At 38.0% G+C, this 22,442-nt stretch carries 25 protein-coding genes and 1 riboswitch; of the genes, 14 read left to right on the top strand and 11 right to left on the bottom strand.

The genetic code is table 11. The annotated features are described in order from the left end of the window. Window positions 1-8: 8 nt before the first annotated feature. A complete protein-coding gene (locus tag J2R98_RS06235; protein WP_307067191.1) occupies window positions 9-761 on the bottom strand; it encodes a 3-hydroxybutyrate dehydrogenase in 753 nt (250 codons plus the stop codon). Between the two features lie 108 nt (window positions 762-869). Next, a complete protein-coding gene (locus tag J2R98_RS06230) occupies window positions 870-2,435 on the bottom strand; it encodes a vanadium-dependent haloperoxidase (RefSeq protein ID WP_307067189.1) in 1,566 nt (521 codons plus the stop codon). A 165-nt stretch (window positions 2,436-2,600) separates the two neighbouring features. On the opposite strand from J2R98_RS06230, the gene J2R98_RS06225 reads away from it, so the two are divergent. Continuing rightward, entirely contained in the window at window positions 2,601-2,963 is a 363-nt protein-coding gene (locus tag J2R98_RS06225; protein WP_307067187.1) for a DUF4870 domain-containing protein, read from the top strand. A gap of 101 nt (window positions 2,964-3,064) precedes the next feature. On the opposite strand, the gene J2R98_RS06220 is transcribed toward J2R98_RS06225, so the two are convergent. The 4 genes from J2R98_RS06220 to J2R98_RS06205 all read right to left on the bottom strand — a co-directional run bounded on the left by J2R98_RS06220 (window position 3,065) and on the right by J2R98_RS06205 (window position 6,916). After that, window positions 3,065-3,829: a YiiX/YebB-like N1pC/P60 family cysteine hydrolase gene (locus J2R98_RS06220; RefSeq protein WP_307067186.1), complete on the bottom strand. Its 765-nt coding sequence runs from the start codon at window positions 3,827-3,829 to the stop codon at window positions 3,065-3,067. A 65-nt stretch (window positions 3,830-3,894) separates the two neighbouring features. Further along, window positions 3,895-4,617, bottom strand: a complete 723-nt coding sequence (locus J2R98_RS06215; RefSeq protein ID WP_307067184.1) for a DUF421 domain-containing protein — start codon at window positions 4,615-4,617, stop codon at window positions 3,895-3,897. Window positions 4,618-4,743: 126 nt separating this feature from the next. Next, window positions 4,744-5,991 carry an ABC transporter permease gene (locus J2R98_RS06210; protein ID WP_307067182.1) on the bottom strand — a complete coding sequence of 416 codons (1,248 nt, stop codon included), beginning with the start codon at window positions 5,989-5,991 and terminating at the stop codon, window positions 4,744-4,746. Then, a complete protein-coding gene (locus J2R98_RS06205; RefSeq protein ID WP_307067180.1) occupies window positions 5,984-6,916 on the bottom strand; it encodes an ABC transporter ATP-binding protein in 933 nt (310 codons plus the stop codon). Before J2R98_RS06205 ends, J2R98_RS06210 begins: the two co-directional genes overlap by 8 nt. Window positions 6,917-7,246: 330 nt before the next feature. Between J2R98_RS06205 and J2R98_RS06200 the strand changes: the two genes are divergently transcribed. The 7 genes from J2R98_RS06200 (at window position 7,247) to J2R98_RS06170 (ending at window position 14,133) form a co-directional block, all read left to right on the top strand. After that, on the top strand, window positions 7,247-8,440 hold the full coding sequence (locus J2R98_RS06200; RefSeq protein ID WP_307067395.1) for a multidrug effflux MFS transporter: 1,194 nt from the start codon (window positions 7,247-7,249) through the stop codon (window positions 8,438-8,440). 193 nt (window positions 8,441-8,633) lie between these two features. Next, window positions 8,634-10,154, top strand: coding sequence for an acetaldehyde dehydrogenase ExaC (gene exaC / locus J2R98_RS06195; protein WP_307067178.1), 1,521 nt, complete (start codon window positions 8,634-8,636; stop codon window positions 10,152-10,154). 23 nt (window positions 10,155-10,177) lie between these two features. Continuing rightward, window positions 10,178-10,540, top strand: a complete 363-nt coding sequence (locus J2R98_RS06190; RefSeq protein WP_307067176.1) for a DUF779 domain-containing protein — start codon at window positions 10,178-10,180, stop codon at window positions 10,538-10,540. 82 nt (window positions 10,541-10,622) lie between these two features. After that, a riboswitch (SAM riboswitch) is annotated at window positions 10,623-10,738 on the top strand. Between the two features lie 101 nt (window positions 10,739-10,839). Continuing rightward, the gene (locus J2R98_RS06185; protein ID WP_307067174.1) at window positions 10,840-11,868 is read left to right on the top strand and encodes a methionine ABC transporter ATP-binding protein; all 1,029 of its coding nucleotides are present in this window, start codon (window positions 10,840-10,842) and stop codon (window positions 11,866-11,868) included. Next, window positions 11,858-12,520, top strand: coding sequence for a methionine ABC transporter permease (locus J2R98_RS06180; RefSeq protein WP_307067172.1), 663 nt, complete (start codon window positions 11,858-11,860; stop codon window positions 12,518-12,520). Before J2R98_RS06185 ends, J2R98_RS06180 begins: the two co-directional genes overlap by 11 nt. A 17-nt stretch (window positions 12,521-12,537) precedes the next feature. Further along, window positions 12,538-13,356, top strand: coding sequence for a MetQ/NlpA family ABC transporter substrate-binding protein (locus J2R98_RS06175; protein WP_307067170.1), 819 nt, complete (start codon window positions 12,538-12,540; stop codon window positions 13,354-13,356). A gap of 72 nt (window positions 13,357-13,428) precedes the next feature. Continuing rightward, window positions 13,429-14,133, top strand: a complete 705-nt coding sequence (locus J2R98_RS06170; protein ID WP_307067168.1) for a DsbA family oxidoreductase — start codon at window positions 13,429-13,431, stop codon at window positions 14,131-14,133. A gap of 44 nt (window positions 14,134-14,177) precedes the next feature. Here J2R98_RS06170 and J2R98_RS06165 read toward each other — a convergent pair whose 3' ends face one another. Then, a complete protein-coding gene (locus tag J2R98_RS06165; RefSeq protein WP_307067166.1) occupies window positions 14,178-14,816 on the bottom strand; it encodes a GDSL-type esterase/lipase family protein in 639 nt (212 codons plus the stop codon). 79 nt (window positions 14,817-14,895) lie between these two features. Continuing rightward, complete coding sequence (locus J2R98_RS06160; protein ID WP_307067164.1) at window positions 14,896-15,435, bottom strand: hypothetical protein; 540 nt, start codon at window positions 15,433-15,435, stop codon at window positions 14,896-14,898. Between the two features lie 155 nt (window positions 15,436-15,590). Here J2R98_RS06160 and J2R98_RS06155 point away from each other — a divergent pair, with 155 nt between their 5' ends. Beyond that, window positions 15,591-16,862 carry an MFS transporter gene (locus J2R98_RS06155; protein WP_307067162.1) on the top strand — a complete coding sequence of 424 codons (1,272 nt, stop codon included), beginning with the start codon at window positions 15,591-15,593 and terminating at the stop codon, window positions 16,860-16,862. Window positions 16,863-16,980: 118 nt separating this feature from the next. Then, entirely contained in the window at window positions 16,981-17,226 is a 246-nt protein-coding gene (locus J2R98_RS06150) for a hypothetical protein (RefSeq protein WP_307067159.1), read from the top strand. 17 nt (window positions 17,227-17,243) lie between these two features. Here the strand turns inward: J2R98_RS06150 and J2R98_RS06145 are convergent, their stop codons facing one another. Beyond that, on the bottom strand, window positions 17,244-17,726 hold the full coding sequence (locus tag J2R98_RS06145) for a hypothetical protein (RefSeq protein WP_307067157.1): 483 nt from the start codon (window positions 17,724-17,726) through the stop codon (window positions 17,244-17,246). Between the two features lie 136 nt (window positions 17,727-17,862). Further along, window positions 17,863-18,243: a rhodanese-like domain-containing protein gene (locus J2R98_RS06140; RefSeq protein ID WP_307067156.1), complete on the bottom strand. Its 381-nt coding sequence runs from the start codon at window positions 18,241-18,243 to the stop codon at window positions 17,863-17,865. A gap of 112 nt (window positions 18,244-18,355) precedes the next feature. Here J2R98_RS06140 and J2R98_RS06135 point away from each other — a divergent pair, with 112 nt between their 5' ends. The 3 genes from J2R98_RS06135 (at window position 18,356) to J2R98_RS06125 (ending at window position 20,648) form a co-directional block, all read left to right on the top strand. Next, window positions 18,356-18,946: a class I SAM-dependent methyltransferase gene (locus tag J2R98_RS06135; protein ID WP_307067154.1), complete on the top strand. Its 591-nt coding sequence runs from the start codon at window positions 18,356-18,358 to the stop codon at window positions 18,944-18,946. Between the two features lie 37 nt (window positions 18,947-18,983). Further along, on the top strand, window positions 18,984-19,463 hold the full coding sequence (locus J2R98_RS06130) for a GNAT family N-acetyltransferase (protein WP_307067153.1): 480 nt from the start codon (window positions 18,984-18,986) through the stop codon (window positions 19,461-19,463). A gap of 228 nt (window positions 19,464-19,691) precedes the next feature. Beyond that, on the top strand, window positions 19,692-20,648 hold the full coding sequence (locus tag J2R98_RS06125; RefSeq protein ID WP_307067151.1) for an MBL fold metallo-hydrolase: 957 nt from the start codon (window positions 19,692-19,694) through the stop codon (window positions 20,646-20,648). 36 nt (window positions 20,649-20,684) lie between these two features. Here the strand turns inward: J2R98_RS06125 and J2R98_RS06120 are convergent, their stop codons facing one another. Continuing rightward, window positions 20,685-20,885 (bottom strand): hypothetical protein, encoded by a 201-nt coding sequence (locus J2R98_RS06120; protein ID WP_307067149.1) that lies wholly within the window; start codon window positions 20,883-20,885, stop codon window positions 20,685-20,687. Between the two features lie 143 nt (window positions 20,886-21,028). On the opposite strand from J2R98_RS06120, the gene J2R98_RS06115 reads away from it, so the two are divergent. Then, window positions 21,029-22,288 carry a YeeE/YedE family protein gene (locus J2R98_RS06115; RefSeq protein ID WP_307067147.1) on the top strand — a complete coding sequence of 420 codons (1,260 nt, stop codon included), beginning with the start codon at window positions 21,029-21,031 and terminating at the stop codon, window positions 22,286-22,288. Window positions 22,289-22,442: the final 154 nt, after the last annotated feature.

The raw sequence follows: 22,442 nt of genomic DNA, 5'->3' as shown, positions 1-22,442 counted from the left end.
CTTCTTCATTACCATCCACCAGAGACACTGACTGTTTCGCCTGTTATTGCACTAGCTTTGTCGGATGCTAAAAATAAAGCCGTTTGAGCTATTTCATCTGGTTCTAGCAGACGTTTCATTGGTTGTTTGATTAGTAAGTTTTTCTCCAATGCTTCTTGTTCAGTAATATCGTCTTGTTCAGCAAGCTTCGCTAATTGGTTTTCAATTAACTTCGTCCTTGTAGCTCCAGGCATAATGGCGTTTACTGTAATGCCATCGTTAGCCGTTTCGATCGCAACGGTTTTAGTTAAGCCGACAACCCCGTGTTTTGCCGATATGTATGCTGATTTGTAAGGTGAGGCTGTTTTTCCGTGAACAGAGGATATATTAATAATTCTACCAAATTGCTGTTTTTTCATAACTGGAATGACTGCTTTCGTTAGTAAAAAAGGACCTGTTAGCATGACTTTAATGAGCAAGTTCCATTTTTCTAGTGGGAAATCTTCGACACGATCAATATGTTGTAAGCCAGCATTATTAATTAAAATATCGACTTGTCCATTTTCCTTAACTACACGTTCAACAAACGTGTTAACGTTTATTTCATTCGTTACATCAACTTGATGACCTGTTGTGTTAACTAAGCTGTTTGCTGCTTCTATAACTAAGTCAGCATTTAAGTCACAAATATGAACAAAGTCACCTTCGTTACTAAACGCTTTTGCAATAGCGAATCCGATTCCTTGTGCTCCACCCGTTACGATAACCGTTCTATTTGCCATCTATTCTCGCTCCCCTAAAGTTATTTAAAATAATTTTACTAAATTTTCTAAAAAATTAAACTAACAAAAGTGATAACCCAGCCACGATCATGTTAGGGCTGGGTTAAGTTATATAGTCACTGTTGTGCCATTGTACTTGGTTATTTTGAAATGAGAGAATTGTTCGTTGAAGGTTTCTTTATAATCTTTCAGGATATTGAGAGCGACTTGTTCACCTAATTTTATTCCTTCAGTACCATCAGTTCTCCAATGAACACCTGCTGCATCACGCCCTAGAGCGATATTACTCGCAAGTTTGTTTAACTCTCCACCTATTGTAAGAGGGGATTGTTTGTATGAATTAAGTGAAAGGCCGTCTGGTGATGGAATTACGGGTTCAGGAATGACAAAATCTTCATTGAAAAAAGCTTTTAGCATAGTGATCCCTGCTCCTGCAATACAAGCGTGGCCAGCTGGATAAGCGGGGTGAGTTGGACAGCCTTCTGCGTATGCAACGGGTAAAAGATAAGTTCCAAACGTTTCTTCTGTATATTGGAGCGCTTTTGACTCTAGTAGTTCTTCGTGAATGGGAGCTAGAGTGTGACCCACCAAGTAGTTGTGAACAAGACCACCATACTCTTCAGGTCGTAACCTTCTGTGTACAAGCCATTTTTGGTACCAAGAACTCTCTAGGGCTGAACGAGCTGCTCTTGTGACCATATCTAATATGTGCGCTGCACCAAACGTAATAAAGCCACCTTGTGTTTTTGAGTTCAAATAAGGGTTGTTTGAATCAATTGCTTCATCTCCGTATTTAAGAAGGATTAAACATGCATTCAAGAAGGCTTGAAAACTGAAATCACGGTGTACCCATTCTGCTAAGTCACGAGCAGAACGAATATATCGATAGCGACGGTCGCATTTATTCTTTTTAGTTGGTTTGTGTCCGTTTTGAACATTTAACCAACTCTTATACTCTGTTAAATGGTCATCACCTTTAATTGTTGTACGGTATCTCTGCTTTAACGTGTTGTTTCCATACGGGATATCGAGTAATAAAAACTGTGATATTAAAGGGCCTGTTAAGTCAGACTTCGTATCCCCTCTAAAAATGGTTTTAGGTGTAACATGTAAACTTGTTTTAGGGCCTTTAAAATTTGAGAACTTAGTGAGATCTTTTGATGCTTCATGAATTAACTTACTTCTATTGTAATCATTAAAAGGGATGTCACGAGTTAGAGCTCTCCAATATAATTCTGCCATCTCACTAGCGTGCCAAGTGCTCCTAATAGATGGAGGAGCAGGAATTGCAATTTGATGAGAGTCTGGACCTACAAGGTTGTATGCATAGGCTGCTTGTGGATTTGTTAGTTTTAACTCGCTTCCTAAAGGAATACTTTCAAAGTCTCTAGGTAACCCGCTATTAAGTGCTTTTATTAGAGCGTCATAAGCAGGAGTGTCAACCTCACCATACTTGTTATGGGGTAAGCCTTTAGTATAACTACCTATTTTATTAGCGAATCTCTGCTCATCATCGTTACAAGTTGGCTCAGAACGTGAAGTACGCAAATGGTTATCAGCCGCTTTCATCTTGATTTGATAAGCTTTCTCTTGCCTTACACGACCTCGAACAGGACCTAACTCTTCACAATTTGAATCTATAAATTCGTTAAAGAAATCATCAATATTTTTCACAGCATCTTCACCTTTAAAAAGAGTCATTTATTATAAATATGATTTTCGTCTTCATTTGACCACAAATAATCTATAAAATCTCCCTTCACTTTAGTTGTCACAGTCATACAGCAATTTTTAAAACATAAAATTGAGTAAGGTTTTTATAGATGGGAGGGAGAAAAGATGACAGATGGAAGTGAAAAGGAAAATCAACAACAAAAAGATCCCTCGCAGGACCAAGTAAGTGAAGATGCTCAGAAAAACAAAGGTTTAGGTATTGTAGCGTATATTATTTTCTTTATCCCATTGTTAGTAGCGAAAGAGTCTAAGTTTGCAACATACCATGCTAACCAAGGGTTACTGTTACTTTTAACAGCAATTATAATCAACACGGCCGGGACGTTAATTCCTATTATTGGCTGGTTGATCATTTTACCGATTGGAAACTTATTTGTCTTTATTCTTTGGTTAATTGGTATTTTAAACGCGGCTAAAGGTGAAATGGCCCCACTTCCTGTAATCGGAAAGTATCACATTATTAAGTGAGTTAACAATGAAGAGGCTTGCCATAGAGATATGGTGAGTCTTTTTCATTACAAAAACAGTCAGCGAAAACTGAAATAGTAATCGCTGACTGAATGGGAGGGTTAAAGCTTTAAGTTAATTTTAAAATCAAACTCAGGGTGCTGATACATCACATCGAAACGGTCATCCATTTCAATATTGGCTTTTAAATCAACTGGAGCGAATAAGTAGAAGTTATTTTGGAACTCTACATCGGCACCATAATAGTAGCTTAACCATACAAGTTTAGAACAATAAATCGCATCATTAGGGTCATTTAACGGGACACGTGTTGAAAAGGAAAATTCAGGAACAGAATTACCTTGTTTTAAGTTCGTATCATATGCCTCTACATACTCTTTAGCATACTCAGCAGCAGCCATGCCAACACTTGGGTCTTTTGGACGAGCATGCATGACTTGGGTATGAACAGAGAGAAAGTTATCGATTGGTGCTTTTCTAACTTGTGGGTGTGATGTGACAGATTCGGCGATTCGATACTCATCAATAACAATTGCAGAGTGGCCTATGTAACCAGGAGGGAAGACATCTCCAAAGTTATCACTTGCCACTAGAATATCACCAGGTTTAAAGTCACTTGGACGTCTCACTTGGCGGTTTTCATCAAATGTTAAGTAAGTGGAGTAGGAAGTGCCATCTCCAAATACACACTCGACTGTAATGGGTTCTAACCTTTCATTACGTAAGTGAAAACTCCTTACAGGCTCAAAAATTCCAACTAGTTGATCTGATCTGAAGACATTTAAGTAACTAATTGAACGCTGGCTTAAGTCAATATTGATCGTGACTATGTCTTCAGTAGAACTACCCGTAACAATTGGGTTCATCGTTAAAACACCTCGTTATTATTCATTACTATATGATATAGGTGTTTAACTTGAATCGTGCTTGTTTAATGTAATATTCGTGGAACGTTTAAATTGTTTTCTTTAAGTGAGACATGCAGATTTCTTTCTTGGTTGATTGTCGCATAAAAGACCTCATCAACATTTTGAACATCTTGTTCTTTCATTCGTTTTTGTAACCAATCATAATCAAGTCCGAAATCTTCTAACACGTGTGTGTAAACTTTTCCTTCAACGACAATGGGTAAGGCAATATCTGCAGATTTTCCGGTAATGTTTAAATCAGAACGGGTTACATTAGTGCTTGATGACTTTTTTAATACACTTACCTTACCACTTGATTCAACAATGGCAGTTTTTACTTCATCGATATCAAAGACATCTTTCTCTCTTAATAATTGCAAGACGTTATCAATTGAATAGCCGATATTTTTCATATTTTGTTTAAGAAATTGTCCATTTTGGATAACTACAGTCGGCTCAAACGTTACAATTCTACCGAAACGCCTGTTAGAGAGTTTGAGCTTGGTAATAATTCGTTGAAGAAGTGCAACTGATACAATAGCGACAGCTGTATATATATGGCTAATAGATGGGTCAGCTAAGTCTGCACCGACAATCGAACCGAGAGAAATAATAATTAAGAAATCAAACACAGGGATTTCTCCAATGGTGCGTTTGCCCATATAGATTGTCATAAATAAAAGTAGCGGTAAGATGGTGACTACGCGGCCAATAACGATCAGTGATTCTTTAATTGTTTCTTCCACTAAACCGTCCCTCCATGAATAATAGTTAGCCTTATTTTGTCACGATCGGTTGAAATTATATAAAAAAACTGAACGAAAGCACGAAGTTCGTGACAATCGTTCAGCTAATTTATTAATTTACTCCATTTATGCTCTTAACCATTTCCATATCTCTTGCGGTGTCGCATTTTTACCGTAAATTAAAATGCCGACTTTAAAGATCTTACCGGCTAGCTTCATGAACAGCCAAATGCTTACAAGTAAGATTGCTATGCCGATTAAAATTTCAATCCATGGCCATTCGTCTAAAATGGCTAACCTCAAAATGAGAATAGTAGGTGATGTGAATGGTATATAACTTCCAACTTGAGCCACAATGCCACTAGGGTCAGATAATACAGGTCCTATGATCACAACAGGAATAAATGGTAACATCATCACCATACCTTGGAAGTTGCTTCCTGAACTTGCATCTTCTAGAGTAGCACCTAAACCGACAAATAAAGCAGCGAACAATAAGTAACCTAAAATCGCAATGATTACAAGAATGAACGTTTCAGGGACAAATAAGTATTGTAAAACTGGAACGTCATCTAACATATAGATCGCAATAGGTATTGCAAATAGCATCCACACACCAACTTGAATAAGTCCTAAAACAAAGTATCCTAAGATTTTCCCTTGCATAAGTTCACCTGGCGTAACTGAGGATAAGATAATCTCAGCAACTTTATCTTTCTTTTCTTGTGATGCGCTTTGGAAAATCATCATACCCGTAATGACAATCGAGAAGAGAACAAGTCCGGCGAAAGCAGCAGGAATTCCACTTTCAAATGGGTCAACCATACCAATTTCAGCTGTTGCTGTCTCTTCTTGACTAGCTTTTGATTCATCATTGCCATCTGCAGCCTCAAACAAAATAGGTGTAGAAATTAACTCTAATTGTTCTTCCGTTAGGTTGGCACTTTGTAACTGATTTTGTTTTAAAGGTTGCTCAATAATACGAAGTTGGTTTGAAAACTGTGGACTGACATCATCACCTTTAACGTAAGTAACAACTCCGTTTTCTGCAGTATGTTCATCAATTTGAATGTATGCTGAGTTTGGTTCTTCTTCAAACCGTTCCTGAACCGCGGGTAATTCTTCATTCGTTTCAGTTAAGTCCCAGTTCATCATGTTATTTTCTTCTATAATTGGCTCAATCATTTCAAATGTGCCAAGTTGGTCATTTACGTAAACCGTCGTTGTTGTGTCATAGTCATTTCCGCTTAACAAGTTAGGCACTGTTGCGAAAAATAAAAAGATCAGTGGTGTTAAAAATAATGAAATGATAAACGATTTGTTTTTAATATTTCTTTTAATTTCCCATTTACCGACTTTAATACTATTACGCATATGTGCCACCTACTTCCTCTGCGATTGAACGCCCTAGTGCAACGTCAATAAATATTTCATGAAGTGAAATTCGGTCCACTTTTAACTCTACGATATCTAAGTCATTTGGCAACGTGTGTAACCATGATGGAAGTTCAATTCCTTGTTCTAAGTATAGAACTGAACTATAACCATCTTGTTCAACACGAGATACTTGATTAATAGATTCAAGTTGCTGTACAGAGTTATCACCTAAAATCGTACATTTGAAGTTAGCGTACTTCGATTTGACGTCTTTTAATGAATCGTAAATAACTTTCTGGCCACGGTTGATCATAAACAAACGGTCACACATTTCTTCTACTAAGTTCATTTGATGTGAGCTCAATAAAATGGCAGTTCCATTATTAGCAAGCTCTTTAATTTCTTGTTTAAAGACATCTTGGCTAACGGGGTCTAAACCAGAGAACGGCTCATCTAATATTAATAACTCTGGTTCATGAATGATCGAGCCGATAAATTGTACTTTTTGCCCCATACCTTTTGATAATTCTTCAACTGAGACATTTTCTTTCCCTTCTAATCCAAACTTCTCTAAGTATTGAATAGCTCTTTCTTTAGCTTTTTTTAATGGATAATCTTTAAGCTCGGCAAAGTAAAGAATAATGTCCATTACCTTTACGTTTTTATAAAGCCCTCGTTCTTCTGGCAAGTAACCGATTTTGTGACGGGGTATTTCGTTTCCTTGATGGTTGTGAAACGTTACACATCCATCATCAGGGTACATAATGCCCATAATGTTACGAATGGTTGTTGATTTACCAGCACCGTTAGGCCCTAAAATGGCCATAATTTCTCCTTTGTGAACATCAAAGGTAATGTTGTGAAGAACTTTAGTATTTTTAAAAGATTTCTCCAGTCCTTCGACAGTTAAAACTGTTTCCATAACTCTCTCTCCCTTAATGGTTTATCGTGTGAGCAGTGTTGAAATAGAAATGCCCTCTTTATCTACGACCAATTTATGTATGTCATCCATTAAAGCAAGTATAAACGAAAATGTCATATTCAATGTTACTTGTTTTACTTTTCTGGTTAAAAGGTCGTCTACTTCAACTAAGTCCCTAACTAATTAGACGAATACCCCTAGATTTAGTTTCAAAAACTTTACCTTTAACAATATTTAATTTTTGCAACCTTTAGGTGTTGAAGAATAAGTGTTATGATAGATTTGTTGTAATTTTTTAGGGTGTAGAGGAGTATTGATTTGACACAAAAGATGACAAGCAGCCGATTTAAATTGTTGTTAATGCTAGGTGCGTTAACAGCACTTGTTCCATTAACAATTGATATGTATTTACCGGCTTTTCCAGCTTTAACAGAAGATTTGAATACGACTAATTCTTTAACGCAAATTAGTTTAACTGCTAGTTTGTTAGGAATTGCATTTGGTCAGTTAATTATAGGTTCAATGAGTGATATATATGGGCGGAAACGACCGTTAGTTCTAGCCATTTCTTTATTTGTTGTCGCTTCGTTTTTATGCGCGGTTGCACCGAATATTTGGGTCTTTATTGCTTGTCGTTTCATTCAAGGCTTTACTGGGGCAGCAGGAATTGTACTTTCTCGTTCAATGATTCGCGATCTTTATTCTGGACCTGATATGACAAAAATGTTTTCGTTGTTAATTTTAGTCATGGGGTTAGCCCCGATTTTAGCGCCGGTGATTGGTGGTCAAGTATTAACCTTTACATCATGGCGTGGTATTTTTACGATTCTAGCTATTGCAGGAATTTTAGTTACATTAATGGCTGTTTTTAAAGTTGAAGAAACGTTACCAAATGAAAGGCGTTCAACTGGTGGTTTGAAGAATACGGTAAATGTGTTTGTCGCACTGTTAAAGCAAAAAAGCTTTGTCGGCTTTGCGCTTATTCAAGGCTTTGTGGCGGCGGCATTGTTTTCATACATCTCGGGCTCATCATTTATTTTACAAGATATCTTTAACTTATCAGCACAAACTTATGGGATCGTTTTTGGTGTTAATGCGTTAGGTTTTATAACGCTCAGTCAAATAACAGGTAGGTTAGTAGATTATGTGAAAGAAGAGAAGTTGCTTGTCGCAGGGTTTATTATAGCCTTGTCAGGTGGTGTTACATTACTATTGGCTTCGTTAAACGGTGAGAACTTTTGGTTAGTTATGTTTGGACTTTTCTTAGTCATTTCTAGTGTTGGTGTGTTAAATCCAACGAGTTTATCACTCGCTATGGAAAAACAAGAAAACAATGCAGGAAGTGCAGCGGCTTTTCTAGGGTTATTCCAGTTTATATTCGGTGGTGTTGCAGCGCCTCTTGTAGGTTTCTTAGGAACGACGACAGTTCTTCCGTTAGCGTCGATCATTTTAGTATGTCAAATGAGTGCTTTATTATCATATATCTTTTTAGTAAGAAGAAAGGATCAAGCTTTGGGTGCATAAAGCCCAAAGCTTTTTTTTTGCGAACAAAAGATTGAATATTCCTCATTTTCTGATAAAATAATAATACAAGTTTCACCACTTTCACTTAATCATATAACAAAATGTAAACGCATACATATTAGTGAGACGGAAACTTGTCCAATACATCTAGTTCAGTCCTATTAAACTTATAATATAGGGGAGGAATTAATTGATGACGTATGCATTTCCAAACACAGATGGAGCGGTTGTAAACTTTAAATCACGTTATGAGAATTATATTGGAGGAAAGTGGACGGCACCTACCAATGGTAAGTACTTTGACAATGTTACACCAGTAACAGGGAAAGCTTTTTGTGAGATCCCAGCTTCAACGAAAGAAGATGTTGAATTAGCTTTAGATGCAGCTCATGCAGCTAAAGACGCTTGGGGTAAGTCTTCGGTTGCTGAACGTGCGAACATTTTGAACAAAATTGCTGATCGTATTGAGGATAACTTAGAAATGCTAGCAGTTGCTGAAACGTGGGAAAACGGTAAAGCTGTACGTGAGACGTTAAATGCAGACTTGCCATTAGCGATTGACCATTTCCGTTATTTTGCTGGGGCAATCCGCTCACAAGAAGGTACGATTGGTGAAATTAATAACGATACGGTGGCATACCATTTTAATGAGCCGATTGGTGTTGTAGGCCAAATTATTCCGTGGAACTTCCCGCTATTAATGGCGACTTGGAAGTTAGCACCGGCATTGGCGACAGGTAACTGTGTCGTATTAAAACCTGCAGAACAAACACCGACAACGATTTTACTATTAATGGAGCTAATTGAAGATTTACTTCCAGCTGGCGTACTTAATATCGTTAACGGATTCGGTTTAGAGGCAGGTAAACCACTTGCTTCAAGTGATCGTGTAGGTAAAGTAGCATTCACAGGTGAGACGACGACAGGTCGTATGATTATGCAATACGCTTCACAAAATTTAATTCCAGTTACATTAGAACTAGGTGGTAAATCACCGAATATTTTCTTTAAAGATGTTATGGATGAAGATGATGACTTTTTAGATAAAGCGATAGAAGGGTTAGTTATGTTTGCACTAAACCAAGGTGAGGTCTGTACATGCCCATCGCGTGCTATAATTCACGAAGATATTTATGATGAGTTTATGGAACGAGCATTAAAACGCGTTGCAGAGGTTGCAACAGGTAATCCGTTAGATCCAAATACGATGATGGGTGCTCAAGCATCAAGTGAACAGTTAGAAAAGATTTTGTCTTATTTAGATATTGGTAAGCAAGAAGGTGCTGAATGCTTAATTGGTGGTGAACAAAACAAGAAAGATGGCGAGTTTGCTGACGGTTATTATGTGAAGCCAACTGTTTTCAAAGGCGATAACAGTATGCGAATTTTCCAAGAAGAGATTTTTGGCCCTGTTTTGGCGGTTACGACTTTTAAAACAGATGAAGAAGCCCTGCAAATTGCCAATGACACACTATACGGCCTAGGTGCAGGTGTATGGACGCGTAATATTAATACAGCTTACCGTTTTGGTCGTGCGATTGAAGCAGGACGTGTATGGACGAATTGTTACCATGACTATCCTGCACACGCTGCATTTGGTGGTTACAAAATGTCAGGGATCGGACGCGAAAACCATAAGATGATGCTAGAGCATTACCAGCAAACGAAAAACTTACTCGTCAGCTACAGCCCTCAGAAACTAGGATTCTTTTAAAATTAACGAAAGGGGATAGGGACATGGTTGAACGTGTAACAGCAACTGAAGAGGCGATTCAATTAATTAACCAACTAAAAGAAGAGCATGGTGAGCTTATGTTTCATCAATCTGGCGGTTGCTGTGACGGCAGTTCCCCGATGTGTTACCCGAAAGGTGACCTGTTAATTGGAGATCAAGATGTCTATTTAGGCGAAATTGGTGGCACGCCTTTCTACATTCATAAAAGCCAGTATGAATATTGGAAGCATACACAGTTAATCATCGATGTTGTTGATGGTCGAGGCGGTATGTTTTCATTGGAAGGTGTTCACGGTAAGCGTTTTTTAACGAGGTCTAGAGCATATACAGATGAAGAGTATCAACAAATAAAAAATCAATTTTAAAAATATGATTGACATTTAAACCTAAAGTTCTTATGATTGTATCTATCATTTAAAAAATTCAAAATAGCAAAAACATAAAATCTTCTTATCTAGAGAGGTGGAGGGACTGGCCCTTTGAAACCTCGGCAGCGGGTCTGTTATGCGACAGACACTGTGCCAACTCCAGCAAATACTTGTAAAGTATTTGAAAGATAAGAAGAGTCGGGTCGATTATATAACTATTCACCCCCTCTTCTTATCTTTTATACAAGGTAAGAAGAGGGGGTTTTTTGTTGTTTCTGTAGAAAGGAGCAATCACCATGATTAACTTTAAAAACGTTTCTAAAGTGTATGAACACGAAGGTGAAAAACTAGTAGCTGTAAACGAAGTGAACCTTCAGGTGGAACGTGGAGAAATTTTTGGTGTGATTGGTTTTAGTGGAGCTGGTAAGAGCACTTTAGTACGTTTAGTAAATCAATTGGAGAAACCGACTGAAGGGGAAGTGCTCGTTGATGGTCAGGACGTTTCGTCTTTATCAGCAAAAGAGTTAAGAGGGATGCGTAGGAAGATCAGTATGATTTTTCAGCATTTCAATCTGTTAGAGTCTAAAACGGTCTATCATAACGTTGCCTTTCCACTCATCTTGTCAGGTGAACCGAGAGATAAGGTTAAGAAAAGGGTTGAGAAAATATTAGATTTCGTTGGTTTAAAAGATCGCGCTAATTATTACACTGACCAGCTATCAGGAGGACAGAAACAACGTGTAGGTATAGCGCGAGCTCTTGCCACTTCACCAGATATTTTATTATGCGATGAAGCAACGTCAGCGTTAGACCCAGAAACTACACAGTCTATATTGGAGCTGTTAAGGAAAATACGAGACGAATATAATGTGACAATTTTAATGATTACACATGAAATGAATGTTGTTAAAGACGTTTGTGATCGAGTTGCAGTGATGGAAGATGGGGAAGTAATTGAGCAAGGATCGATTTTTGATTTGTTTACAAACCCTAAACATAAAACAACCCATAAGTTCATTCAAAGCGTCATGAAAGGTGATATACCTCAGTCCATTCTAATAGGTATTGGAGAAAATAACCATCCACGCCATATTTATCGCGTTACATTTTTGAAAGAACATGCGGGTGAACCTGTTTTCTCAAGGATCGCTAAGCGATTTAATGTTGAAGTGAACATACTTTATGGTCAAATATTAGAAATTCAAGAAACACCGTTCGGGAACTTAATTGTAGAGCTACAAGGAGAGGATTCAGAAATTTTGAAGGCAGTTCATTACATAGAGGAAGTCGTATCGGTAGAGAGGGTGATGGCAAGTGCAAGTTAATTTATTAGATTTTTGGCCACGTATATTAGAAGCAACTCAAGAAACGTTATTGATGGTTTCAATTGCATTAGTACTAGCCACGGTCATCGGTTTACCTTTAGGTGTCGCTTTAGTTGTCACGAGAGATCATGGTCTAATGGAAAATAAAATCGTGTTTAATGTGTTAAATGGTGTTGTGAATATTTTCCGTTCCATTCCTTTTATCATCTTACTTGTTGCGATATTACCTTTGACACGTTTATTAGTCGGCACATCAATCGGAACTGCAGCTGCAACTGTACCACTAGTTTTATTTTCAGGCCCTTATATTGCAAGGCTAATTGAAAGTAGCTTGTTAGATGTAAATAAAGGGGTGATTGAAGCGGCGCAGTCGATGGGAGCTACTAATTGGCAAATTATTTATCGTGTTTTATTACCTGAAGCTTTAAGTACCATCGCGTTGAACTTAACCATTGCATCAATTGGACTTGTTGGAGCTTCTGCGATGGCTGGTTTCGTTGGTGGCGGTGGCTTAGGTGACTTAGCAATCTCTTACGGTTACCAACGTTTTGAGACGGATATTATGATTGTCACCGTAATCTTATTAATCATTATTGTTCAAGCGTTCCAAGCTATTGGAAACTATCTATCTAAGAAACTTCGAAGATTATAAACTAGGAGGAATAATAAATGAAAACAACAATTAAAGCTTTATTCGGAGCATTAGTATTAACAATTATTTTTGCAGGTTGTGGGTCAAGTGATGAAACCATTAAGGTTGGATTGAATGGTTCAGGTGTTCCTTTATGGGAGGAAGTAGCTGATATTGTATATGAAGAAGAAGGAGTAGAGTTAGAGTTAATTGAATTCGCAGATTACGTAAGGCCAAATTTGGCGCTAGAAGATGGAGATGTCGACATTAACGCCTTTCAAACTGTTTCGTATTTTGATGAGTTCATTGAAGAGCATGATCTAAGTCTAGAGCCGATCGCAACGACATATATCGCTCCTATGGCCCTTTATTCAGATGAGCATGAATCAATTGAAGAAGTTCCTGAAGGTGGCATTGTCGCATTACCTCAAGAAGCAACGAATATGGGCCGAGCTTTATTGCTGTTAGAAGAAGCTGACTTGATTGAGTTAGAAGAAGGTTTTAATGGTTATGGTGAACTAGATAAGATTGTGGAGAATCCTAAAGGGCTTGAGTTCGAACCTGTTGTAGCAGCACAAACACCACGTGTATTACCAGACGTTGATATTTCAATCATTAATAACGGTGTTGCTCGTGAAGCTGACTTTCAACCGAATGACGACTCAATTTTTATTGAAGGTGATACAGCAACGCCATATATTAACATTATTGCAGCAAGAGAAGAGAATGCAGACCGAGAAATCTTACAAAGAATCGGAGAAATCGTACAAACGCAACAAGTAGAGGATGAAATTATTGATATCTATGATGAGGCTTTAATTCCAGTATTTGTTGAGCTTGATGAAATTGGCTGGTAGTACAAATAATTTGATTTTCAAGCTTAATTCATGAATAATGAGAACTGAAAAATGTTGTTGGAGGTTCTATTCATGAAAGTAGAAATTTGGTCGGACGTCGTTTGTCCGTTTTGTTATATAGGTAAAAGGCGCTTTGAACAGGCCTTACAACAATTTAACTTTGGGGATGAAGTTGAAGTGACTTTTAAAAGCTTTCAACTAGACCCAACAGTAGAAAAGGGTCAGTACGATGATATTCACCAAATGTTAGCGAATAAATATCAAGTTCCTTATGAACAAGGAAAAGAAATGAATGCGCAAATGGCACAACAAGCTAAAGAAGTAGGGTTGGAGTTCAATTTTGACTCTGTTGTCCCGACAAACACTGAAGATGCCCATCGTTTAAGTCAATTTGCTAAACAGGAAGGTAAGTTGTATGAACTGATGGAAGAGTTGATGAAAGCTTATTTCACAAAAGGATTAGATGTAGGGGACCATGAAGTTTTACTTGATACGGCAGGTGAAGTAGGACTTGATCGCGAAGAAGCTTCCAACGCTTTAGAAAGTGGTGCTTACTTATCTAATGTTAGACGTGATCAACAAGAAGCTTCTCAAATCGGTGTTCAAGGTGTTCCGTTTTTCGTCTTTAATGAAAAGTATGCAGTCTCTGGTGCACAATCAACTGAAAGCTTTTTGGAAGTGTTAAATAAAGTGTATGAAGAAGAAAAGAGCAAGCCACAAGTTCAAATGTTAAACAAAGATTCTAAAACAGAATACTGTGATGGTGACTCGTGTTAAATATAAGAAAGAGCCAATGGAACCGTCCATTGGCTCTTTTTACGTTATATTTTTAAAGGTGAAAACCCTGAATTAACTAACTGTTTAGCAATAAGATTATATCCATTTCGGTTTGGGTGGATGCTACCAAATGCTAATAAATTTCGACCGCCCTCTGAAAAGTGCGGAAGAATATCGACATAACGAATATGGTCTGTTTGTAAAGACCTTAGAACATCATTAAATCGGTTAATCCAAAACTGACTATAGCCTAGTTGTGGATACGGATTGTATAAGCCAATTAAACGAATAAAGTAAGGAGTAGGATATAACCATTTTAAAATTTGAATTTCATATAAAATGTACAATAAGTTTTCATATAACTGCTGTTCAGCGTGTTCAAACACAACGGGGTTATATGTTCTTAGAAACATTCGGTTTGCTTGAATTAAGTCGTTTCCACCTACACTAATCGTCACTATATTAGAGTGCATCAACCTAGAACGAACGTGTTGGTCGTGAATCATAGCTCTTAGTTGACCACTTGTCATCCGGTTTTTAGCGAAAACTTCAGTCCGAACTGGGCGGTTTAATTGCTCAACTGTCATTTGGGCATAACGGCTGACAAATCCTCGGTTAAAGTAACTTCCAACACCGACAGTTAGCGAATCACCTAATGCGCGAAAAAACAATTCCTCCTCCATTAAAATTACCCACCCTTCATAAGCCGTCTCTTACATATAATGAAAGAGACGGCTTAACGGTATGGGTGAGTTCAATGGTTTATAAAAAGAATGGGAAGAAAATTCGTGATAAACCACTAAATGGGAAACGATGTCTTCTAAAACGGCGGAAACGTCTAGGGTATTGACCATGACCATAACCTAATCCGTACCCAGGTCCATACCCAGGTCCATACCCAGACCCATATCCAGGACCGTAACCAGGGCCGAAGCCGCCACCTGGTCCCATACGGTCATCGTAGCCATGATCCATATCTTCATAATCGCCCCACGGCATAATTAAAGTGACACCGTCTTCACCGACATCATCGATAATGCCATCATAGACTTGCCCGTCATGTGCTTGAACTTGAACTAAATGCATGCGATGTTTATGACATGTATCAAACATGCTTTTCATGTGATGTTTAGGGTCCATCTTCTGGTGATGATGCTTAGGATCTTTTTTCATGTGATGTTTAGGATCCATTTTTTTATGGTGGTGTGGTCCATGATGCATCGGGTGCATTTTCTGGTTTTTATGGTGTTTGTGCTGACCCATTGGCTGCATCATATGTGGCTGTTTATAATTTTTATCCATCTTTCAACCTCCTCATTTGTCTTCACCCTTAACATATTCAAACAGTGGGCAGACGTGACAAGTCTTGGGCAAACGCACAGCTAACAATTTAAACAGGAACTCTGAAAGTTCGTGATATAATGGGAGGCATCTGAAATAAAATAAGGAGAATGAAAATGAGTCAGCAGTCATCATCGGGTCGGGTTGTTAAAAACACCCCATTTTATTATGGATGGGTTATTGTTGTTATGTCTGCATTAGGTGTGTTTTTGTCAGGACCTGGGCAAACTTATTCAGTTTCAATTTTTATTGATGCTTACATAGAGGATTTTGGTTTTAGTCATACATTAGTATCTACTATGTACTCAGGTGCAACATTAATTTCGGGTACACTTATGATTTGGTTAGGTAAATTAATAGATCGACGTGGACAAAAAGCTATGTCAGTCTTTGCAGGCGTTATGCTTGCCATTGCTTGTCTGTTTAATAGCTTTATTCTTGGTCCGATCATGTTATTTATTGGTTTCTTTTTAATTCGGATGTTTGGACAAGGGTTAATGGAGATGGTGCCTAATACATTAGTTCCTCAATGGTTTGTTAGAAAAAGAGGTAAGGCTATGGCATTTATGGAAGTAGGTGGATTTCTAAGTGCTGCGGCGCTTCCACCATTAAATGTATGGCTCATTGCATCGTTTGGTTGGTCTGGTGCATGGCAGTTTTGGGCAGCCGTTTTATGTCTTTTTTATGTTCCTTTAGTAGTGCTATTAATAAAAAATCGCCCGGAAGAAGTGAGTTTGCAGCCTGATGGACCAATTAAGCAACAAGATCCTGAAGAAGATAAAAGTCATCCGCCTGTAGCTCAACATAGTTGGACATTAAATGAAGCTGTAAGGACTTTTAGCTTTTGGGCTGTTTTATTCTGTATTGCAGTTCCGGCTATGGTTAATACGGGCTTAACCTTTCATATGGTATCTATTTTGGGTGAAGAAGGCCTAACAAGAGGAGAGTCCTCATTTATATTAAGTACTATTGCGTTAACAGCATTTCCAATTTCATTTATTGCTGGGTTTATGCTTGACCGTATTTCATTACATAAAGTGTTTACGTTAACCTTTGTGTTAGAAACATTGGCTATTATCATATTGTTAGTTGCTGATTCGTTTGCAGGAGCATTGCTTTTCGGAGTGTTAAGAGGTTTAGCAGGTGGTTTTGGAACGATGTGTATTGCGCTAATAATCCCTAACTTCTTCGGTACAGGTCATTTAGGAAGTTTAAAAGGGGTTGGTGTAACTTCGACAGTTATAGCGTCGTCATTAGGCCCGTTGCCGTTTGGGTTAGCTTATGATTGGTTTGGAAGTTATACAGAAATACTAATCGTTATGTTGATCTTTCCATTAACGGCAACGCTAGTCGCATGGGTTAATAAAGGACCCAATATGACAGGGTAGTTGGTTTAATAAATCTAGTTAATTTTTATCATATTCATTTTATTTTTAAATCATTTGTTTACATTTGTCGACGTCAGGGTAAACCCATAGTACAACCTACTTTAAAGGAGGTTCTATTATGGTAGATGAAAGAAAAGAACATGTTGAAAGAAGAGAAGAACCAGATCGTACAGGTTCAACAGCGATTAAATCTATTACAGCAATTATAATTACTGTACTCTTGTTATTCTTCATTGTTTATTTTGTATTCCCAATGTTTGGTGATGGTGGGGAACAAGAAGATGAAGGTGAAGAAGATGTAAACATTGAGCTGGACCTTGATGATGAAGAAGGTAACGGTGGAGATGAAGGTGGAGAAGAGTAAAATAAGACGCGCGTTGATTATAATGTCAACGCGCGTTTTAATTTTAATGAGTACGATTGAATATCGTTAGTCGAATTGTTAGTGGCGACCCACTTTTGTTCATCAATGCTTTGAATGAGATTTTTGTTTTGGTTGGCAATTTTTATGTAAATAGTGTCAAACGTATTTAAACATATACCGATCAGCTCATCTAAAACAATTTGAAGAAATGCTGTTGTGTGGTACTGTTCAAGTAAGACAGGACCAATAATTGTGGCCTCAAGATCACCTTCTTTGTAAAGGAGACCAGTAAATCCAGCAGGCTTTCCGTCTAACTCAATAGTTAAAACACAATGATGAAAAAAGTTTTCATACTCAGTAATTTTCTCCTGCAAATCTTCCAAGTTCTTAATCTTAGGATCACCTAACCATTGTGCTTGATTACTCGCACTTAACTGGCACAACTGATCGATGAAGTTAAAGTCTTTCTTTGAAGCAGGCTTTAAATTTAATGGTTTCATTGTAAATCCCCCAAATATCCCCCCAATAAAATAATGCAGGACTATTATACCATTTATACTTGGGATTTTCAGACTGAAGTGCAAAATAACTGTAAAAAAGCTGAATGAAGTTTTCTCATTCAGCTAAATAGTTTACTTATTGTACGACATCGCCCTCCCAAGAGCTCATTCCTTGGGACACGTTGATGACATCATAACCTTCTTTGGATAAAAGTTCACTAGCTTGTTGAGAGCGGTTGCCAGTCTCACAAATGATGACATAAGGCTCATCATCTATGAGTGGTTCAAAACTTTGCTCTCTTAATTCAGAAAGCGGTTTATTAATCGCCCCTTCAATATGACCTGCTTCGTATTCATTGACTTCCCGTACGTCAACTATTGTGTAACCTTCTTCTTGTTTAGTCAGTACTTCATCAAGGTCGATTGTTTGATAATCAGCTTCAACTTCTGTATCACCACACGCTACAAGTAGAGTTAAAACAGTTATAATGGTTATAAATAATAAGTTTTTCTTCAATGTTATACCTCCTACAGTTGCTTCTTATATGATAATGGTAATTAATCAACCATGTCTAATAGTTAGCTTCGTTATTAACTTGGTAATTTATACATGAGAGGAGAGGTTAGTTATGGGTAAGTTAGTTCCTAAGCTTTATGATTTAATTATGGCTCCAATTGAAAAGAAGCGATTTAAACGCGTTCGAAGTGAGTTGTTAAGTTATGCCGATGGACACGTTTTAGAAATTGGTTCAGGAACTGGGGTTAATTTTCCGCTATATCAAAACGTCAAATCGGTTACCGCTGTTGAGCCAGATGAAACAATGAAAAATCGTTCGATGGAAAAAATCACTCACTCAAAAGTCCCTATAGAAGTTCAACTTGCTTACGCTGAAAACCTTCCATTTGATGACCACCAGTTTGATAGTGTCGTGGTGACATTGGCTCTATGTACGATTCAAGACGTTAACCAAGCTTTAAGTGAGATGAGAAGAGTGGTGACGCCGGGTGGACAAGTGATGTTTTTTGAACATGTAAAATTAAACGATTCAACCGTGGGGAAACTTCAAGATTTGTTAACGCCTGTCTGGAAAAAGGTTGCGGGTGGGTGCCACCTTAATCGTGACTCCTTAACTCTTATTAAAGAAGCAGGGTTTGAAGTGACTGATGTTGACCATATGTATAAAGGTTTATTTCTCGTAATCAAAGCAAAAAATCCTTGAAGGTTGAATATCATAGGTAAAGGGGGAGTGGAAATTAATGAAGAATAGAGATCACGTGAATTTCATACCGATTGATCCGGTCAAACATAGGGATATTACCATCCGTTTTAGACGGGACTCATACCTTGTTAGCTTTGGTACGAATCAATATTTAAATGTTGAAGAATACCTTCAATTTTTGCGCGAGAAAATTACAAAACACCCTGATGGCTTTGTATTAGTTGAAGAGGACGGGGAATTAATTGGACAAATCGAGCTTTCCATTCGTGAGTACGAAGGAAGAGAAATCGGCTATGTCCATCTATATTACTTAGTTCCAAGAAAACGTGGAAAAGGATATGGTCAAGTGTTACAACACTATGCGGAAGACTTTTTTCAAAGGCATCAAGTGTCTGAGTTCCATTTGCGCGTCTCACCGACTAATAAACAAGCTCGAGCCTTTTACAAGAAGTTAGGTATGAAAGAATCAGGTTTGGAAATTGATGGAAATGTCATCCGAATGATTGGCAAAGTTTAACCTTTTTTAATGAAAATAATAAAAATGACGACGAAAAATACAATCCAAAACAGTAAAAACATATTGCCTAAAAGAAAATCTAACAAGTCCAGCACTCCTTTGTCCATTTACTTATAGAATTACATAAATTAATTAAAAATGCTATCGGAATTGATCAATTAGCAGGGAATTGTTATGATTCAGTCGAAATAATGACATAAATAATCTAAGTATAGAAAGAGGGAGTTTATGTCAAAACCAATTGATTTAAATAACGGTATTTCATTAATCGACATATACGATTTAGGGTTACCAAAAAGAACGGGTTCGTACGTCATTCATGATGAAGAACTGACGGTTGTTGAAACGAGTGCCAGCCCTTCAGTTCCGTATTTACTAGAAGGTTTAAAGCAATTAGGTCTTAAGCCAGAAGACATTAGGCATATCATTGTCACACATATTCATTTAGACCACGCAGGTGGTGTCGGTTTATTTTTAGAAAGTTGTCCAAATGCAACAGTACACGTTCACCCACGTGGTAAGCGTCATTTAGCAGATCCGTCAAAGCTCATTCAAGGGGCAAGAGCAGTTTATGGCGAGAAGTTTGATAAGTTATTTGATCCAATTGTTCCTGTACCAGAAGAGAGGTTACAAGAGCATGAGGATGGTAGTCAGTTAACGCTTAAAGACCGAGAGTTAACATTTTATGACTCGCCTGGTCATGCGAAGCACCATTTTTCCATTCATGAATCTAAAAGCAATAGTATTTTCACAGGAGATACGATCGGCGTGTATTACCCTGATTTACTAGAGTTTGATGAAGAGCTTGTTCTACCATCTACATCCCCAAATCAGTTTGATCCAGAAGCGATGCTAGATTCACTAAGCCGAATTGAACGTCTTGAAGTTGATGCGATTAACTTCGGGCACTTTGGACAATCGACGACCCCAGAGCTTGTATATAAACAAATGCGCGAATGGTTGCCGCGATTTCTTGAAGTAAGTGAAGCGGCATTAGTTGAGCAAAAAAGTGCAGATCTAGAAGAACAAACAGAAGCAGTTAAGTCAGCATTGTTCAAATTAGTATCAGACCATTTAGATCAGCTAGGTGTTCCACACGAGCATAAAGTTTATCAGTTTATAAACATGGATGTTGATGTGTGCGCACTTGGTATTGTAGATTACATCGCAAAAGTGAAAAGTTAAGCATGAATCATCACCGGCCTTAGATTAGGTCGGTATTTATTTTGCTTTCTTTAATGAATGAACAAACAACCCTGCTAATATTCCTCCTGTGGCAATACCAAGCCAGACTGGTAAATATGATATGAAAGACTCTAAGTTTCCAGCACTCCAGTCTATTAATGCCCTAAAACCGACTATCATTGTCGGGAATGTCAATATCCAAAATAAGTAGAGTGAAACGACTTGCTTTCGAGACATTTAAACCCTCCTCATCACCATTATAAATCATAATAGCCTAATTAAAAAAAGTTAAGTTAAATGGTTGACGAAAAAGCGCAAACCGAATATAGTATTACAAGTAGATAATATCCGAGTAAGTTTATCAGAAAAGGAGAATTAACATGACAACTAAAGTACAACCGGTTAATGAAGTTAAAGATCCGGTATCAGTTGAAAAAGATGATACTGGTTTAAATAAACCGCAAAATAAGTTGATCATTGGTGCTTTAGCTGTAACGTTTGTTTTAATGGTTCACTTAATGACATCATATGATGGTGTTCAAGCGTTACTTCTCATCATTGGTCTATTATTAGGTTATACATTATTCCACGCGAGGTTTGGTTTTACATCAGCATTTCGTCGTTTAGCATCTGTAGGTAACGGGCAGGCCTTAAGGTCACACATGCTCATGTTGGCAGTTGCTGTAACGTTATTTGCACCGATTCTAGCATTCGGAATCTCGTTTTTCGATACAGGTGTATCTGGGTATGTTGCGCCGATCGGTATTAGTTTACTAGTTGGTGCGTTTATGTTTGGTGTCGGTATGCAGCTAGGTGGGGGCTGTGCATCAGGTACGTTATACGCTGTTGGTGGCGGTCGTACAGTGATGTTCGTAACACTGATCTTCTTTATCGTTGGTTCGACAATTGGAGCATACCACTTACCGTTCTGGACTGAAGACTTGCCAGCTTACCAGCCAGTTTCATTAGCTGAAACGACAGGTTTTGGTTATGGTGGAGCATGGTTAGTTTCAATTGCGCTATTTGGTTTAATTGCATGGATTACGTTAGTGATTGAAAAAAGAAGAAAAGCACCAAAAATGGCACCAGTACCATCTGAAAAAGGTTGGAAACGGATCTTCCGTGGTTCTTGGCCATTATTCGCAGCGGCGATTGTTTTAGCAGTATTAAATGCTGTAACGTTAATGACGCGTGGTCAACCGTGGGGAGTAACATCTGCCTTCGCGCTTTGGGGATCAAAAGTAGCTGACTTTTTTGGCATTGATGTTGCTAGCTGGAGTTATTGGCAAGGTGCAAATGCCGCAGCATTAGAAGCATCAATTCTAGCAGATTCAACAACAGTCTTGAACTTCGGTGTCATTATCGGTGCCTTTATCGCATCAGCAGCAGGTGGATTATTTAAGTTTACGAGATTAACTAAAGGTAATGTAGCAGCATCCATTATTGGTGGTTTACTAATGGGTTACGGTGCACGTCTAGCATTCGGTTGTAATATCGGTGCTTACTTCGGCGGAATTGCATCATTCAGCCTACACGGATATATTTGGGGAATTCTAGCACTAGCAGGAACCTTCCTCGCCTTATATTTAAGGCCACTCTTCGGCTTATCCGTACCAAAATCAAAAGATTCATTCTGTTAGATGTAACCCTCATACGGTCGTATGAGGGTTTTTTCATGCGAATAGCTCATAGAAATTGGAAAACGGCTCATAGAAGGTTTGGAATAGCTTATAGAATACAAGATTCGACACAGTAGAGCACGTTTAATGTCGAGATTTCCATGGAATAGTAGAC

The organism is Alkalibacillus filiformis, assembly GCF_030814115.1.
Classification (GTDB): Bacteria; Bacillota; Bacilli; order Bacillales; family Alkalibacillaceae; genus Alkalibacillus; species Alkalibacillus filiformis.
This window is presented reverse-complemented; position numbering and strand designations above follow the sequence as displayed.

Coding starts and splice junctions, on each gene's coding strand:
- J2R98_RS06165 (WP_307067166.1), bottom strand. CDS start 14,816: ATGGAGGAGGAATTGTTTTTTCGCGCATTAGGTGATTCGCTAACTGTC.
- exaC (WP_307067178.1), top strand. CDS start 8,634: ATGACGTATGCATTTCCAAACACAGATGGAGCGGTTGTAAACTTTAAA.
- J2R98_RS06185 (WP_307067174.1), top strand. CDS start 10,840: ATGATTAACTTTAAAAACGTTTCTAAAGTGTATGAACACGAAGGTGAA.
- J2R98_RS06145 (WP_307067157.1), bottom strand. CDS start 17,726: ATGAAACCATTAAATTTAAAGCCTGCTTCAAAGAAAGACTTTAACTTC.
- J2R98_RS06130 (WP_307067153.1), top strand. CDS start 18,984: ATGAAGAATAGAGATCACGTGAATTTCATACCGATTGATCCGGTCAAA.
- J2R98_RS06190 (WP_307067176.1), top strand. CDS start 10,178: ATGGTTGAACGTGTAACAGCAACTGAAGAGGCGATTCAATTAATTAAC.
- J2R98_RS06205 (WP_307067180.1), bottom strand. CDS start 6,916: ATGGAAACAGTTTTAACTGTCGAAGGACTGGAGAAATCTTTTAAAAAT.
- J2R98_RS06225 (WP_307067187.1), top strand. CDS start 2,601: ATGACAGATGGAAGTGAAAAGGAAAATCAACAACAAAAAGATCCCTCG.
- J2R98_RS06200 (WP_307067395.1), top strand. CDS start 7,247: ATGACAAGCAGCCGATTTAAATTGTTGTTAATGCTAGGTGCGTTAACA.
- J2R98_RS06135 (WP_307067154.1), top strand. CDS start 18,356: ATGGGTAAGTTAGTTCCTAAGCTTTATGATTTAATTATGGCTCCAATT.
- J2R98_RS06170 (WP_307067168.1), top strand. CDS start 13,429: ATGAAAGTAGAAATTTGGTCGGACGTCGTTTGTCCGTTTTGTTATATA.
- J2R98_RS06210 (WP_307067182.1), bottom strand. CDS start 5,991: ATGCGTAATAGTATTAAAGTCGGTAAATGGGAAATTAAAAGAAATATT.
- J2R98_RS06115 (WP_307067147.1), top strand. CDS start 21,029: ATGACAACTAAAGTACAACCGGTTAATGAAGTTAAAGATCCGGTATCA.
- J2R98_RS06175 (WP_307067170.1), top strand. CDS start 12,538: ATGAAAACAACAATTAAAGCTTTATTCGGAGCATTAGTATTAACAATT.
- J2R98_RS06160 (WP_307067164.1), bottom strand. CDS start 15,435: ATGGATAAAAATTATAAACAGCCACATATGATGCAGCCAATGGGTCAG.
- J2R98_RS06125 (WP_307067151.1), top strand. CDS start 19,692: ATGTCAAAACCAATTGATTTAAATAACGGTATTTCATTAATCGACATA.
- J2R98_RS06120 (WP_307067149.1), bottom strand. CDS start 20,885: ATGTCTCGAAAGCAAGTCGTTTCACTCTACTTATTTTGGATATTGACA.
- J2R98_RS06220 (WP_307067186.1), bottom strand. CDS start 3,829: ATGAACCCAATTGTTACGGGTAGTTCTACTGAAGACATAGTCACGATC.
- J2R98_RS06155 (WP_307067162.1), top strand. CDS start 15,591: ATGAGTCAGCAGTCATCATCGGGTCGGGTTGTTAAAAACACCCCATTT.
- J2R98_RS06235 (WP_307067191.1), bottom strand. CDS start 761: ATGGCAAATAGAACGGTTATCGTAACGGGTGGAGCACAAGGAATCGGA.
- J2R98_RS06150 (WP_307067159.1), top strand. CDS start 16,981: ATGGTAGATGAAAGAAAAGAACATGTTGAAAGAAGAGAAGAACCAGAT.